Origin of the sequence: Mucilaginibacter sp., assembly GCF_025359345.1 — a bacterium.
Lineage (GTDB): Bacteria > Bacteroidota > Bacteroidia > Sphingobacteriales > Sphingobacteriaceae > Mucilaginibacter.
Genome location: NZ_JANYGQ010000015.1, coordinates 203,308 through 218,237, shown reverse-complemented (window position 1 = coordinate 218,237; position 14,930 = coordinate 203,308). Strand labels below are relative to the sequence as shown.

Sequence of the window (14,930 nt, the reverse complement as noted above, 5' to 3'; positions counted from 1 at the left end):
TGAAAATCATGAAAAAAACTATTTCAATTTGTTTAGTGATCTTCGCTTTTAGCCAAACGGTGTTTGCACAGGATAGGTACCAGGCCAACTGGGAATCACTCTCTAAATACAAAACTCCCGACTGGTTCCGCGATGCTAAGTTTGGGATATTTATACACTGGGGCGTATACTCCGTTCCGGCATTTGGGTCGGAGTGGTATCCAAGGCAAATGTACCAGGTGGGCTCTGACGAGTATAAGCATCACATTGCTACTTACGGGGCACAGAGCAAATTCGGATACAAAGATTTCATCCCCATGTTTAAGGCAGAAAAGTTCGACCCGCAGGCCTGGGTTGCCTTGTTTAAAAAAGCCGGCGCCAAATACGTAGTGCCCGTTGCTGAGCATCACGATGGGTTCGCGATGTATAAAACTTCGCTATCCAAATGGAATGCCTTTGATATGGGCCCGCACCGTGATGTAGTGGGAGAACTTGCCGCAGAGGTAAAAAAGCAAGGCCTTGTTTTTGGTTTATCATCGCACCGAATCGAGCATTGGTTTTTTATGAATGGCGGTAAGAAATTTGACTCAGATGTGCTCGACCCTAAATTCAATGATTATTATGGCCCTGCGCACGAAGAAAATGAGACGATGTCGCCCGAGTATATGAATGATTGGCTGATGCGCGATATCGAGCTGGTGAATAACTACCAACCCCAACTGGTTTGGTTCGACTGGTGGATTGAGCAGCCCGCGCTAACGCCGTACCGCAAATCGTTCGCTGCGTTTTACTATAATAAAGGTTTGGATTGGAACAAGGGCGTGGTTATCAATTACAAAAATAGTTCGTTCCCCGATGGTGTTGCCGTGCTTGATCTGGAGCGGGGTAAGCTGGGCGCCATTCGGCCACAGGCCTGGCAAACAGATGATGCCATTGGCAACCAGTCGTGGGGTTATTCTACCACCAACACCTTTAAGGATGCGCGGTATGTGATTACAAATTTGATTGATATAGTAAGTAAAAACGGTAACCTACTGCTAAACATCGGCCCCAAAGCCGATGGCACTATTACCGATGGCGAAACACAAACGCTATTTGGCACCGGTAAGTGGCTTGAGGTTAACGGCGAAGCCATATACGGCACCCGCCCATGGAAAATTTATGGGGAGGGGCCAACTAAATCTGCAAGTGGCTCGTTTGCTGATCAGAAAGAACCGTTTACCTGGCGCGATGTGCGTTTTACTACTAAGGGCGATTCCTTGTACATTATTGCTTTGGGATTGCCGGATGGACAAGTTGCCATAAAAGTTTTGGGACTGAAGGCCGCGAATGGAAAAATAGCAGGTATTAAGTTGTTAGGCGGAGGGGACGTGGTATGGAAGCAAAAGGATGAAGAACTGGTCATTCAGCCTTCAAAAGGCTACCCTTCGGAATATGCAGTAAGTTATGTGGTGTCATTCGTGCACTAAATATGCCGATTCTGTTATTTTTGCAGCTTCAATATATAACAAGGCAACACGCTATTTGGAAACGTTAAAAATTTGTAAAGTGATTAAAGTAAAAACCAGGCAACTACTATTTATCATCCCATTTCTATTTCTTTTTACCTCATGTGATAAGCGGCAAAGTACCGCCGAAGAATTGGTACGAAATTATTTAAATGAACACCTGGCAGATCCGGGCAGCTACAAAAGCCATGGATTTTCGGAAGTTGTTAAATTAAAAGACAGGATGTTTCCGGGAGCAAAAGCACCACTGCGAGCCTACGGACGATGGGAAATAGTGCATACTTATAGTTTTAAAAACTTAAACGGCGCACCTGTTACCGAAACTAAGGTTTTTGAGATTGACAGCGCATTTACATATGCACAGTGCTGTTATGCTAAAATGTCGGATATAAGGTAGCCGAAATTAATGTTGTCATCGCTTGTTTAAAGGCTGCCGCGTTTGGTAAATTAAAGTATGTTCAAATTCAAGCAATTTAGTGTAGACCAAACTGGTTGCGCCATGAAAATAAACACAGATGGCGTATTGCTTGGCGCTATGGTCTTAGCTGAAAATCCATCGTCGATATTGGATATTGGCACTGGTACCGGGGTGATAGCGCTAATGCTGGCGCAACGGTTTGGTAACGCGCGCGTTGATGCAGTTGAAATTGATGTTTCGGCAGCTAAGACTGCGGCCGGTAATTTCGCAAATTCGGTTTTCAACAACCGGATGACCGTGTTTCCCACCAGCATTCAGGTCTTTTTTGAAGAGCATCCCGGTAATAAATATGATATCATTGTATCCAATCCACCGTTTTTTATAAATTCGCTGGAATCGCCGAAGGCAAAAACAGCCCTGGCCAAACATACCGATGCAGACTTTTTTGAAAGCTTGATGCAAAGTGTAGCCGGGCATTTGTCGCCGAATGGGGTATGCTGGCTAATTTTACCCGTACAAACCGTAGCGCTGATAAAATCACTGGCAATTCAAAATAGAATGTGTTTGCAAAAGGAGATGAGAATACGGTCGTTTGAACATTCGGAGCCGCACAGGGAGATAGTGTGTTTTGGGTTTGAAGAGAAGACAACCGAGATAACTAACATAACTATTTACGAAACCGCAGGCGTTTACACTGGCGAATACAAAATATTGTTGCAGCCATTCTTTCTGAATTATTAATATTTGCCAATGACTAAAATAGGCCTCATTTCCGACACCCACAGCTATCTTGACGATGCAGTTTTTAAACACTTTGAAAACTGTGATGAAATTTGGCATGCCGGCGATTTTGGAAGTATAGAAGTCGCCGATAAGCTTGCGGCGTTTAAGCCGTTTAAAGGTGTTTATGGCAATATTGATGGTGGCGATATCCGTAAAACCTACCCCGAAAACCGGCGGTTTAAATGCGAAAACGTGGATGTTTGGATAACTCATATCGGCGGCTATCCCGACAGGTACAGCCCGCTGGTAAAACCGGAGATTTACACCAACCCGCCCCAGCTGTTTATCTGCGGGCACTCGCATATCCTGAAAGTTATTTACGATAAGAAAATCAGCTGCCTGCACATTAATCCCGGCGCTGCCGGCAAGCAGGGCTGGCAAAAAGTGCGCACCCTAATCAGGTTTGCGATAGACGATGATAAAATTAAGGATTTGCAGATTATTGAGTTAGGGGGAAAGTAGTTTGCAGTTGCCGGTGTGCAGTTTGCAGCCGTTTAAACTGCCAACTGCCAACTGAATACTGCCAACTTGCTAAAGCAGGTTTGCCTTCGCATTCTCCATCTCAAAAACAGAATCGATAAGTAAGCCTTTCTGTTTTCCGGCCATCACCGCCAGCACATCACAGCGCTCATTTTCAGGGTGCCCATTGTGACCGCGTACCCACACAAATTTTACCTTATGCAGCTTGCTTATTTCGAGATAGCGTAACCAAAGATCTTTATTTTTTTTGCCGGCAAAGCCTTTTTGCAGCCAGCCGTTCACCCATCGTTTTTCGATGGCGTCGATAACATATTTGGAGTCGGAGAAGATTGTAACATCCTGGTTGGGCGCTTTTAAAGCTTCAAGGCCTTTTACAACGGCCAGTAATTCCATACGGTTATTGGTAGTTTTACGGAAACCCTCCGAAAGCTCTTTGTAATGTTTACCCGAACGTAAAATTACCCCGTAACCACCCGGTCCCGGGTTACCGCTTGATGCACCGTCTGTAAAAATTTCAATCATATGCCCCCTAGCCCCCTGAAGGGGGAACAAAATTAAGTAAAATTAAACGTTTTAATAAGTAAAACGGCATTTTTTACTCCCCCTTTAGGGGGCTGGGGGGCCTAATTTTTTCCGCTTCAACCTTAACGAATTTCCAATAACCACCACATCGCTAAAGGCCATGGTGAATGCGCCTATCATTGGGTTAACGAAGCCCAAAGCAGCCACAGGAATAGCTATTATGTTATAGGCAAATGCCCAGAAAAGATTTTGTTTGATGGTAAGCAGGGTGTGACGACTTACCTGTAAAAATTTGATAACCGAATGCAGGTCGGTGTTTAGCAGTACAACCCGCGCCGATTGTATGGCTACCTGGCTGGCGTCATTCATTGATACCCCAACATCGGCCTGGGTTAGGGCAGGGGCATCGTTTATGCCATCGCCTATCATTATAGTTTTGCCTTTTTGTTTGTAGATGTCTATGACCTTCAGTTTTTCATCGGGCAGTTTTTCGGCGTGTATGTCTGTAATGCCAATTTGCTGCGCCACTTTTAAGCACCTGGCTTTTTTATCGCCGCTTAATAAAACAGGGATAATGCCCATTTTTTTTAGCTGAGCAATAAGGGCCGCGGCATCGGGCTTTATTTCGTCATCAACATCAATTTGAGCAAGCAATTTTTGGTTTTTATAGAGCGACAGGTTAAAGCCACTGTCGTCTGTAGCCATTCCCGAACCCAAAAAGTAGTGATTGCCTTCCACATCCTCGGCACGCATCCCGAGGCCTTTTTCTTCCTTAACTGCTTTTAAAATCACTTTGGCCATGGTTAATGTTTTCAATTCATTTACCAGCGATTTTGCAATCGGGTGATTTGAGCGCTCCTCAATCGCCATTATGATGCCACGTACCAGTTCCGGGTTTATTTTACCTGTAATTTTTATATCATTAACCCTGAATTTCCCGGTAGTAAGCGTGCCTGTCTTATCAAATACCACGTATTTAGTGTTCGCAACTGCTTCAATGGTATCGCCACCTTTTATCAGAATGCCATTTTTTGCAGCGCGACCCAGACCAACCATCACAGCAGTAGGAGTAGCCAGGCCCATTGCACAAGGGCACGAAATTACCAGTACAGCAATGGCATTCATTAAAGCCGTTTGCATACCGGTATGCCCGGCAAAATAAGTAAGCACAAATGTTAGCAGAGAAATCAGGATAACAGCCGGCACAAATACAGCGGCAACTTTATCACCCAGTTTTTGTACCGGTGGTTTTGCCGCCTGTGCTTTTTTCATCAGGTCAATTATTTGGGACAGTATAGTATTTGAACCAACCTTGGTTGCCAGCATCCTGATATTGCCATGCTGAACAATTGTGCCACCAATAACAGAACTGTACTTTTCTTTTTCAACCGGGATACTTTCGCCCGTGAGCATACTTTCATCAACTGATGCATTACCAGAAAGCACCTCGCCATCCACAGGTATTTTATCTCCCTGGTTCACCTGTAAAGTGTCGCCGGGGCGCACTTCTTTTGCGCTGATAATTTCAATTCCACCGTTAATCACGCGGTTGGCATTTACCAATTGAATCTTTATCAGATCTTTCACCGCCGAGGTGGTTTGAGTAACCGACTGCTTTTCCAACACATTACCCAGCAATACCAGCGTAATAATAGCGGCACAGGTTTCGTAAAACTCGTAGTGCTCGCCTAAATTTTCAATTGTGCCAACCAAACTGTAAATAAATGCGGCTGTCGAACCCACAAATATCAGCACATCCATATTTGGCACACCACCGCGTATTGAATTGAAAGCGCTTTTGCCAAAATGCAGGCATCCCACCAGGAAAACAGGCAGACAAAGTAGTAACTGAACAATTGGGTTGTGCAGAAAGTGCCAGGGCAAAACCATGTGCAATAAAAGAGGAGCAGTAAGTACGGCGCAGAAAACAAATTTATTCTCTATTTTTTCGTAGAATGGTGTTATTTGGGTTGCCGGGTCGTCGACCACCTTAAAGCCGAGACCCTCAATGTCTTTAATTATACCGGGAATCGCGATGTGGTCGTTATTCGAAAACTTCACCTCCTCGCCGGCAAAATCAACCAAAATATTTTGCAGTCCTTTCTTCTCCAAAAGTTTATGAATACTCAGGGCGCAATTGTTACAATGCATCCCCGTCACGTTTAATTCAACCAATTGCTCTGCCATGGTACAAAGCTATATATGTTTAAAGTTTTAAGGGTAAGTAGATTGTAATTTTAGTTGATAGAGTTGAATTGGGTTGATTAAGTTTACAAAGTTGTTACGGAGGCAGGCGCCGACATTCAAACTTTACAACATTTAAACCTCGCAAAAACTAAATCAAAAAAAGACTTTGCAAATCAGCCGGAGATTCTTATTTTTGCACACTCCAAAACGGTAGATGTAGCTCAGTTGGTTAGAGCATCGGTTTGTGGTACCGAGGGTCGTGGGTTCGAGCCCCATCATTTACCCCAATTCTAAAAGTCTTTTTACAGTAGTAAAAGGGCTTTTTTTATGCCCTGAGGGCACTTTTTCGATAATAATTCTAATTCGTCAGTTGTTAACTGGTGCGTTGTGTTAAACACGAAAAACTGCCCAACTTGACGAAAATGTTTTACATATGTTTTACAATGGATTTCGTCAGTATGGCTACAATCAAAGAGGTGGTTCTCAAACACCATAAAAAGGATGATGGTACTTATAATATAAAGTACCGATTGACTCACAATCGAAAAATAACTTACATCAACACGAATTATTTTGCTGGAGAAAAGCAATTAAAAAAGGACTTGACTATAAAAGACAAGTTTTTGCTTTCTATAATTTCCACCGATATAGCGAAATACCGTATGAAGTTATTGGAACTGGATAGTTTGCTGATACATTTTGACGTAAAAGAATTGGCAAACCGTCTCACTCAGGATGATGAAAATTCTGTTATCGATATTATCGCATTTGCGAAGCAATATGTAAAAGACTTGATTGAACAAGACAGAAAAGGGACCGCCTATCCAATTCTAACCGTTGCCAATAGTCTTTGTGACTATTTCGGAACTCAAAAAGTCGGGATAGAGCAAATAAATTCAATCATGCTGCCTGACTATGAAAGGTACCTGAGAAAGGAAAGAAAATTCAAACGTAAAAATCAATTTGGTAAAGATGTTAACTATGTGAGCAAGGGTCTTTCCGATTCTGGTCTTCATAATCACATACGTGATCTTAGGACCCTTTTTAATGCTGCGAGGGACCGGTATAACGATGAAGATAGGGGCTTGATAAGGATCAAGCATTATCCCTTTAAAAAACATAAAGTAATCGAGGCTCCGATGACCGCAAAACGTGCATTAAGTGTCGAACAGATAGTTAAAATCGTCGAATTTAAATGCATTCCTGGTTGTCGAGCAGAATTAGCAAAGGAAATTTTTCTTTTATCTTTTTACATGTGTGGAATGAACGCTAAAGATATTTATAACCTTAGCCAATCATCCATTTTGAAAAATAGAGTTAATTATAATAGGTCAAAAACCAGAAAGCGAAGAAAGGACCAGGCTCTTATAAGTATAAATCTTATTCCAGAGGCATCTCCATTATTGTTCAAATATATAAATCGACTTCGCGACAGATATGCAGAATCCAGTAACTTTAATAAGGCTTTGAACAAAGGATTAAAGGAAATCGGTGAGTCAATAGGTATTCCCTCATTGACCATGTACTGCGCGCGTCATTCCTTTGGTAGTATGGCCAGGAACGAATGCCGGTTTTCGAAGGACGATGTAGCATTTGCTCTAAATCACATTGATAACACTACTAAAACAACAGATATTTATATTAAGCCCGATTGGCGGATAATTGATGATGTCCAGTTTAATGTTGTGTCATTGTTAAAACTACGAAGAATGAAATAAATACTTTTCTCATACAACAGTTTGTTGCCCAAATCAAATTTTTTGATTTATGTCCAGAGACTTTTGTTTTCAGCGTAAATTGTTTTAATAAATAATCGATCACCAGATATTTATAGGATAAACCAAGCATCTCCATTAAAAGCTAAGTGATTGACAGGGTATTTTCTCTTGAATCAACAGATCAAAGTCGAGATGGAAGTTTTTGTAACGGTAGATTACAAACTAACTATTTTAATACCAAGTTCTTACAATCTATTTATTTACAAAAGGATATTCAATTCCCTCCTGCTTCATTAAATCAAAGCCATATTTCATAATCGTTTCGATTATTGGTATGGTGTCTTTTCCTTTTTCGGTAAGGCTGTATTCAACTTTTGGCGGGACGACGGGATAAACAACCCGCTTGACAAGTCCCTTAGATTCCAGCTCTCTAAGTTGACTTGTAAGCATTTTATCGGTAATATGTGGTATGTCTTGTTTTAGTTCACTAAATCTTTGAACATTGTTGTGTAATCTCCATAGGATTGGCATTTTCCAGGTTCCACCGATGTGACTTAGTGCAAATTCTATTGGGGTATAATATAATATTCTATCAAAGAAAAATTCAGGCATAATTGTTATTTATTGTAAATCGCTATTTTGTCATCTGCTACGCAGCCGACCCAATATGTATCGCCTATTTCTAATGTTCCGGTTGCATTTGCAAAATTTTTGTCTCCCCCTTCAATAATTTTTCTGGTTTTTAATGAATTAGGGTTGATTTTAATAATACTAAAATAAATTATTTTTTTATTAACTCCTTTATTAGTAAACAACGTCATCGGGGAAGATTTTTGACCTGTGACGGTCATCTCATTATCTTTAGTCCACCTGATATTATCTGGTAAAAAATCTACAGTAACGGATGTTGTATCTAAACTATTGGTCGTCGATAACTTATAGATACGTCGTGCAGCCCATTCCGAAACATAAAGGTATTTGCCGTTTTTGGATATAGCAATTCCATTTGCCGCTGAAAATGTTTTTTTGTAAAATGGTAACCATCCATTTGATGGTGTCCATTTCCAGACCTGGCCTGTAGGGATTTTAGCGCTGAATTTTTGTAGGAATTCTTTATCATTGGGATCGTACATAGCTGTAGCATAAATATTCCCGGAATTATCAGTTACTAATCCATTGGCCCAAACATTACCAGGGAAGTTGATATTACTTTCCCATAATAATTCTGGCAAAGCATCTTTAAAATAAAGCTGAAAAGTTTCTATTGCTTCTCTGCTACCGTGATTAATAACCATTAGCCGGTAATTGTTAATCGCTATTTGGCGAATATAAATGCCGTGGGGCGCAAAACGCTCCAGATTATTATAACCCAGTTTAGTCTTTCCTTTATCAATGTTAAACAAGGATAATAATTTTTCAGTTTTTCTATTTACGCAATATATCCGGCCGGACGAATTATTATCACCTGCCATGGAACTTACTACAATCCAATCGGATCCGGGTATTTCCATCAGATCTTCAGGATTCGGGACCCCTTTTAGATAGTGTGATAGTTTAGGGCTCTCATTAATGTTGCTTTTTTGTGCCGCAACAATTGATAAAGAAAACAAGAATGCGATTGTAAAAATTAATTTGCTTTTCATGATAAATTTTGAGGCAAAAATATTCATTGACAAATCGATTTTTGGATCACTTACATTTAAGTAAGTATATAACATAAAGGTAAGTACAACCTTTTTAATCAGTCGATTTCGAAATCATGGCAAACAGTTGGCTCGAATGGCAACCAACTGGTAAACAACCGATAACAAATGCTAACATATTCAGCATACTTATAACCCGTGAAAATAAAAAAGCATTCTTTATTATTGGTCTCTGCCCCATCTCATCCTGTACCTTTTTTGGCGCCCTTGGATTAGATCAACCTTTTACTGGAATTTGAAATAGCATTTGCAATTTAACAGAAAGGGCACGACTTACAGCCGTAAAGTAGGCATCAGGCAAAAAACACTACGCGAATACAACGTTAATGTCGTAAACATTTACATCGACTGAAATTAAAGAGTTCAGGTCGCATACCAGTGGCCGTGCCCATTTTAACCAACTGAATAATGCCAGCCCGGGATTAATGCCCGACCGCTAATCGAATACACAAAATTGGAGTCGGAAACTGGTCATTAAACTTAAGACTTCGACGTGTTACTGTGGTATGAACTCTATAAAACTACGACAAAGTTGACGAAAATAAGCCCATTGCCCATCCCAATAAGATAGTCAAAAAGCCGATGGTGATAGGAAGTGGCAGGTGATACCATGCGGCTGCCCACATCATTATTTGCCCTGAAAACCGGAGTGCCTCAAGCTTTTTGGTCATATGCATTTCCACATATTTGCCAAAGCGCGTTTTTTTTAGCTGCTCTAAGTCGGCAAATCGTATCAATATTAGCGTGGCGATTATTGAAGGTAACAGAAACAATATAGCAAATGTACAAAGCTGATGCTGCCACATTAAATATGTAGTATAAAAACCAGTTCCAAAATCGACAATCAGCTTAAAAGGATGTATTTGCTGATATAGCAGTTTTTCTTTTAAATTCATTTAGGCAAAGAGTTATTTAATTGTTGCGAATGTTAGACCAAATTGAAAGAATCAGATTATTTTATCTTACTTCACCCTAACTTTGTGCATCATCGTATTAGAATAGAAATGTTTCAGGTCGGAAATATCCGTCAGGTTATTTTAAAATTTTTCAAATAGTGCATATCTTGAGGTTTGGGGATTAAAGAATTTACTCCTGTTAAGGCTTGGCAGGCAAATTATAGACCAATGCAAAATCGGGCAAGGCGAGCGAAGAATCGAAATCCGTTTTATGACATCTGTACAAGGCTTTTTCCTTGATTTGTTGAAAAGCGGTTTTACATTTCTCGGGCATTAAAACATGACGCTTACTTTGAGGACATAATTGAATTAAGGAGGTGTTTTTAAAATTATTTATATAGTCTGAGGTGCCCGGTAAAACTGTTAATAAAGTCATCGTCGAACGGGCCTATGGCTAAGGCAGTGTATTCCATTTCATTAAGTTCGGTTAATCCCCGGTCTCTGACAAGGAAGCATAAATCTTTTCCTTTTACGTCAGCGGTGAGCAACCTATAGATATCCAAAAGCTCGTTTTCTGTGTTTACTGCCACTATAATTTTCCCCTGCCCGTTATCCAGCCAGACCTCTATTTTTTCGGGGTACTTTTGGGCTGTATTTAAAAACGCCATTAAAGAGGCATGACAGGCCTGGGAGGCAGCCTTCCCTGCAGACATGCAAAGGTCTTTTCGTAAAATTATAACTTGTTTCATAAGGAATTATCCTGCTCGGCCCGTGCCACCGGAATTCGCATTCATTGACAGATTTTTTTAATTCACCTGTGATCCATTTTGGGCACCCGTTCCAATTCTCCAGCAGTCAATTGATCGCCTGGTTCTAAAACTTAGAAATTCGTACAACCTTATGGCGCGACTGTTGACCGCTGAAACGTGCTGGAATGGCGTAGAGCCCCCCTCAAATATTTTGTTGCATACAAAGGTGGACAGGTATTTTGCCAGTCCTTTACCGGTATGCTCAGGGTGGGTGCAAACAGCACTGACTTCAGTATATCCTTCAACCTTAAAACGTTGGCCAGTAATAGCTATCAGCTGTCCGGATTCTCTTATTCCATAATAATCGCCGAGCAAAGGTGTGCTTTTTCGAAAATATCCGGGCTGGACCATATTCACAAATTCGTAAATTTCTACAAAGTTTTCTGATTTCAGCAATACAATCTCATATTCCTCCCTGTTAACCTCCGGAAGCGGGCCGGAGCAGACCATTTGCAAACAAGGGAGCCTGGAGATCACTTTCATGCTTACTGGAATCTCTGGAAGTTCACCCAGAAACAGCAACGCTTCATCATTGCCTAAAATCCCCGTGATGTCATTAAATGGAAGCTTAGTCTTTTCATTGACGCCCACAAAAGGTAAAATATGGGGATGGTAACGCTTTAGCACATCATTTCCCACGGCAAAGCCGGCATGAAGTCCATTTAACGCGTTCCAAACCGGGTTGTCCAAAGTCTTATTTTTATTTTTCATTATTAATGATCAGATTAAAATAACGATGAATAAATATTAAAAGTTGTGTCCGAAGTGCTATTTGCGTGATACAAAACCCTCGATACTGTACTGGCATTCATTAAATATTGAAGGTTCTAAATTTCAGGGTAATGTTTAAACATCCGGTTATAATTAGCGCGGCTACCAAACGCCCACCCGAGCGGCCTTTGGCCTGTACATTTTGTCGCGGGGTTTAATGTTAAACGCCGTATAAAATTCGTCGAAATTAAAGTACGGTCCGTTAACACGGAACTTATATGGCGAGTGAGGATTGGTCCTTAACATATCCTGAACGTAAGCGGCTGATTCTTTCCGGCGTGCAAACTGCGCATGCGACAGGAAGAAACGCTGCGCAGGGGTAAAGCCATTGATTTTTTTGCCTGTCTTGTACTGGGCAGTCTTTTTAAATGCATCAAAGGCGATTGCCAGGCCGCCAAAATCGGCAATGTTTTCGCCCTGGGTAAGGTCGCCGTTTACGTGTAGCGAATCAAGGACACTAAACCCGTCGAAAAGCTTAATAACACCCTGGGCCTTTGCAGCGAAGCGCTTTGCATCTTCGGGCGTCCACCAGTCTACGCGATTGCCCAGTCCATCGTATTGTCTTCCCTGGTCGTCAAAGGCATGGGTAAGTTCGTGGCCTATTACCCAGCCAATGCCACCGTAGTTAATTGCATCGTCAGCGTCGGCGGCAAACGAGGGATATTGCAATATCCCGGCGGGGAAATCAATCGTGTTAAGCCATGGAGTGTATTCAGCATCATAGGTCGGCGGGGTCATGTCCCATATTCGCCTGTTAGTTTTTCCTGCTTTTAGTTGGGTAATCATGTCCTGATACAGGTATTTTTTGCAGGCCATTGCATTACGGTAATAAAATTTGGGGTCTATGTTTACACTGGCATAACTTCTCCAATTATCCGGATAACCAATTTTTGCTATGATAGCGTGCAGTTTTGCAATAGCTTTTTTCCTCGTCAATTCGCTCATCCAGTCAAGCCTGGCAATGCGCTCTTCGAAAGCCTCCCGCAGGTTTTTTACTATTTGGTCGACTCGGGCTTTGGCAACCGGCGAAAAATATTTTTTAACATAAAGATATCCCAGCGGATCACCTACTAATGTATCGGCATAGATTGTAACTTCCTCTGCCCGTTCCCTCGGTGCCAGTCTTCCTTTTAACGTTTTCTCATTAAATTCATAATGTGCAAAAGAAGTGTTATGGTCAAGGTAAGCGGCCGTATTGTCGATGAATCGAAAACGCAGGTAGTTTTTCCAGGTTTCAAGTCCGGTTACCCGCAACTGTATTGCCATGGCTCTAAAAAAATCCGGCTGCCCAACTTCAACCGAATCTGGTTTAAAGCCGAGTCCGTTAAATAAAACCGGCCAGTTGATACCCGGAATAGCGGTTTTCAGGGCCCCTGCGCTATAACGATTGTAATTGGCATCTACCTCTCTTAGCTCATTTTCTGTTTTGGATGCTTTAGCCAATGCCGTCTCCAGCTTCAGCACATCGTTTGCCGAAATGCCAACTTCCTTTTTTCCATGCCCGGTGATCACCAATATTTTGGTGATGTATTTCAAATAAGCGTCCCGCACTTTCTTGGAGCCGGCGTCGTTATCAAAATAGTAACTTTTTTCGGGCATTCCTAACAGTCCCTGAGCAAAGTTGGCAATAAGCTTTGCGCTATTGTGCAAATCGGGTACAGCGTTAAATAAAAACACACACCGGAACCCCATAGATTGTTCAAGCGCAATTTCCTGCTGTAAACCATCCGGCGTTTTTATCCGGCCTATACGGTCGAGATCGGGCTTCGCTGGAGTAATCCCCATTTTGTTGATGGTCAGGGTATCCATCCCGCTCCTGAACATATCACATGCTTTTTGCTGCATGGAATCAAAATATTGTTGCGAACCGCCGTTTTCGAGTAGTCCCCTTAATTTTTTAAAACTTTCGTTTTTGGTTATCGTGGCATCACCCCAAACAACCTCGGTTGGCGGGATGTCATGTTTTTTTAACCACGTGCCGTTGGCGTAAGCGTAAAAATCATCGCCGGGCCGCACACTGCGGTCCATATTGGCCGTGTCAAAATAATCAGTAAAAGGCTCTTTTTGGGAGTCAAATCGGAAACCTAAAGACGCGGCTGCTACTATGCTTACCATAAGCAGCTTAAAGTTAAAAAAGTTAAGTTTGATTATTTTCATAATTCATTTTTGATCGATATTTGATACCGGCAAGTAAAAAATCTTTGGCAGGGCATAGGGCGGCGCGCTGTTTGGCCCGCCGCCCTAAGTTTTAATTAATGAGATGCCGCGTAACGGCTCACATCGTCATAGTTTAAAGAACCGGCTTGAACCTGCATAGCTGAGGGGCTTATGCCGCTAAAGGAAATAACTTTTAAAGGAAGGTCATCCGTAGGCCTGACTTTCCCTCCACCAATGTATACGATATCAACCTTTCCGGCTGGCTCATTTTCAAATGTTAAAATCCAATTGGTTGTAAAGACGGGTAAAGGGGCATACCCTCCTTTCCCAATAGCCGGCCAAAAGTAGTAAACAAGCAGCCCCGCGTTTTTAACTGTTGGGGTAAAGCTGTAGTAAAGGTAGCCACTATCGGCAGGGAATTTCCAATCTGTTGGTTTTATCGTTATCAGCTGCGTTTTAATATTAACGCCACCGGCAGGTCCCTGTGGCCCGGTTGGCCCCTGTGGACCAACAGGTCCCGTTGCACCTGTTGCACCAGTTGGCCCTTGCGGCCCGGCCGGTCCTGTTGCCCCTTTCGGGCCTTGTGGCCCTGTTGGTCCCTGCGGACCAGTAGCCCCGGTTAATCCTGTGGCGCCCTTTTGGCCTTCGACCCCTGCCGGGCCAGTAGCTCCATCTTTTCCGGTATTACCTTGTGGCCCCGGTGCACCGTTTTTTCCGCACGCCATTATGGCGCATGCAAATGCAATAAGCATTAAATAATTAATTTTTTTCATAGGCTTTTTGCTGCAAAATTGTATTTAAAATTTATCCAGGCATAGCGAAAATCCCAAAATCACGGTATTCTGTTATGCGGAACAAGGGCGGACTTGTCCGTCGGTCTAGCGGCATAAACGTTGAAAGCATCCCCGGATTCTGCCTGTAGTTGTATCGTTACCACAAGGTTTACCAACTGAATAGAGTCGGTATCCATCCCCATTTTCCGTTATTGCTTCCGGTCGG

14 protein-coding genes and 1 tRNA gene are annotated in these 14,930 nt (G+C 42.2%); 6 read left to right on the top strand and 9 right to left on the bottom strand.

The annotated features are described in order from the left end of the window. The first annotated feature begins 8 nt into the window (after window positions 1-8). From Q0R52_RS08685 to Q0R52_RS08670, 4 genes are all read left to right on the top strand, one after another. Window positions 9-1,448: an alpha-L-fucosidase gene (locus tag Q0R52_RS08685; protein ID WP_295794005.1), complete on the top strand. Its 1,440-nt coding sequence runs from the start codon at window positions 9-11 to the stop codon at window positions 1,446-1,448. Between the two features lie 79 nt (window positions 1,449-1,527). Beyond that, window positions 1,528-1,884 (top strand): hypothetical protein, encoded by a 357-nt coding sequence (locus tag Q0R52_RS08680; RefSeq protein WP_252790861.1) that lies wholly within the window; start codon window positions 1,528-1,530, stop codon window positions 1,882-1,884. A gap of 102 nt (window positions 1,885-1,986) precedes the next feature. Next, complete coding sequence (locus Q0R52_RS08675; protein ID WP_295794000.1) at window positions 1,987-2,646, top strand: methyltransferase; 660 nt, start codon at window positions 1,987-1,989, stop codon at window positions 2,644-2,646. Window positions 2,647-2,655: 9 nt separating this feature from the next. Beyond that, window positions 2,656-3,150: a metallophosphoesterase family protein gene (locus tag Q0R52_RS08670; protein WP_295793998.1), complete on the top strand. Its 495-nt coding sequence runs from the start codon at window positions 2,656-2,658 to the stop codon at window positions 3,148-3,150. Between the two features lie 69 nt (window positions 3,151-3,219). Here the strand turns inward: Q0R52_RS08670 and rnhA are convergent, their stop codons facing one another. Together rnhA and Q0R52_RS08660 are read right to left on the bottom strand one after the other, a co-directional pair. Beyond that, entirely contained in the window at window positions 3,220-3,690 is a 471-nt protein-coding gene (gene rnhA / locus Q0R52_RS08665) for a ribonuclease HI (RefSeq protein WP_295793996.1), read from the bottom strand. A gap of 84 nt (window positions 3,691-3,774) precedes the next feature. Continuing rightward, window positions 3,775-5,877: a cation-translocating P-type ATPase gene (locus Q0R52_RS08660; protein ID WP_295793995.1), complete on the bottom strand. Its 2,103-nt coding sequence runs from the start codon at window positions 5,875-5,877 to the stop codon at window positions 3,775-3,777. A 210-nt stretch (window positions 5,878-6,087) separates the two neighbouring features. On the opposite strand from Q0R52_RS08660, the gene Q0R52_RS08655 reads away from it, so the two are divergent. Together Q0R52_RS08655 and Q0R52_RS08650 are read left to right on the top strand one after the other, a co-directional pair. Further along, a tRNA-His gene (locus Q0R52_RS08655) sits at window positions 6,088-6,164 on the top strand. A 171-nt stretch (window positions 6,165-6,335) separates the two neighbouring features. Further along, a complete protein-coding gene (locus Q0R52_RS08650; protein ID WP_295793993.1) occupies window positions 6,336-7,595 on the top strand; it encodes a phage integrase SAM-like domain-containing protein in 1,260 nt (419 codons plus the stop codon). A gap of 252 nt (window positions 7,596-7,847) precedes the next feature. On the opposite strand, the gene Q0R52_RS08645 is transcribed toward Q0R52_RS08650, so the two are convergent. From Q0R52_RS08645 to Q0R52_RS08615, 7 genes are all read right to left on the bottom strand, one after another. Continuing rightward, window positions 7,848-8,207 (bottom strand): helix-turn-helix domain-containing protein, encoded by a 360-nt coding sequence (locus Q0R52_RS08645; protein ID WP_295793991.1) that lies wholly within the window; start codon window positions 8,205-8,207, stop codon window positions 7,848-7,850. Between the two features lie 5 nt (window positions 8,208-8,212). Beyond that, window positions 8,213-9,238, bottom strand: coding sequence for an SMP-30/gluconolactonase/LRE family protein (locus tag Q0R52_RS08640; protein WP_295793990.1), 1,026 nt, complete (start codon window positions 9,236-9,238; stop codon window positions 8,213-8,215). A gap of 581 nt (window positions 9,239-9,819) precedes the next feature. Then, complete coding sequence (locus Q0R52_RS08635) at window positions 9,820-10,194, bottom strand: hypothetical protein (protein WP_295793988.1); 375 nt, start codon at window positions 10,192-10,194, stop codon at window positions 9,820-9,822. Between the two features lie 389 nt (window positions 10,195-10,583). Further along, the gene (gene pth2, locus Q0R52_RS08630) at window positions 10,584-10,943 is read right to left on the bottom strand and encodes an aminoacyl-tRNA hydrolase (protein WP_295793986.1); all 360 of its coding nucleotides are present in this window, start codon (window positions 10,941-10,943) and stop codon (window positions 10,584-10,586) included. A 57-nt stretch (window positions 10,944-11,000) separates the two neighbouring features. After that, the gene (locus tag Q0R52_RS08625; protein WP_295793985.1) at window positions 11,001-11,714 is read right to left on the bottom strand and encodes a GNAT family N-acetyltransferase; all 714 of its coding nucleotides are present in this window, start codon (window positions 11,712-11,714) and stop codon (window positions 11,001-11,003) included. A gap of 162 nt (window positions 11,715-11,876) precedes the next feature. Further along, a complete protein-coding gene (locus Q0R52_RS08620) occupies window positions 11,877-13,931 on the bottom strand; it encodes a M13 family metallopeptidase (protein WP_295793983.1) in 2,055 nt (684 codons plus the stop codon). Window positions 13,932-14,026: 95 nt separating this feature from the next. Continuing rightward, a complete protein-coding gene (locus Q0R52_RS08615; RefSeq protein WP_295793980.1) occupies window positions 14,027-14,704 on the bottom strand; it encodes a hypothetical protein in 678 nt (225 codons plus the stop codon). Window positions 14,705-14,930: the final 226 nt, after the last annotated feature.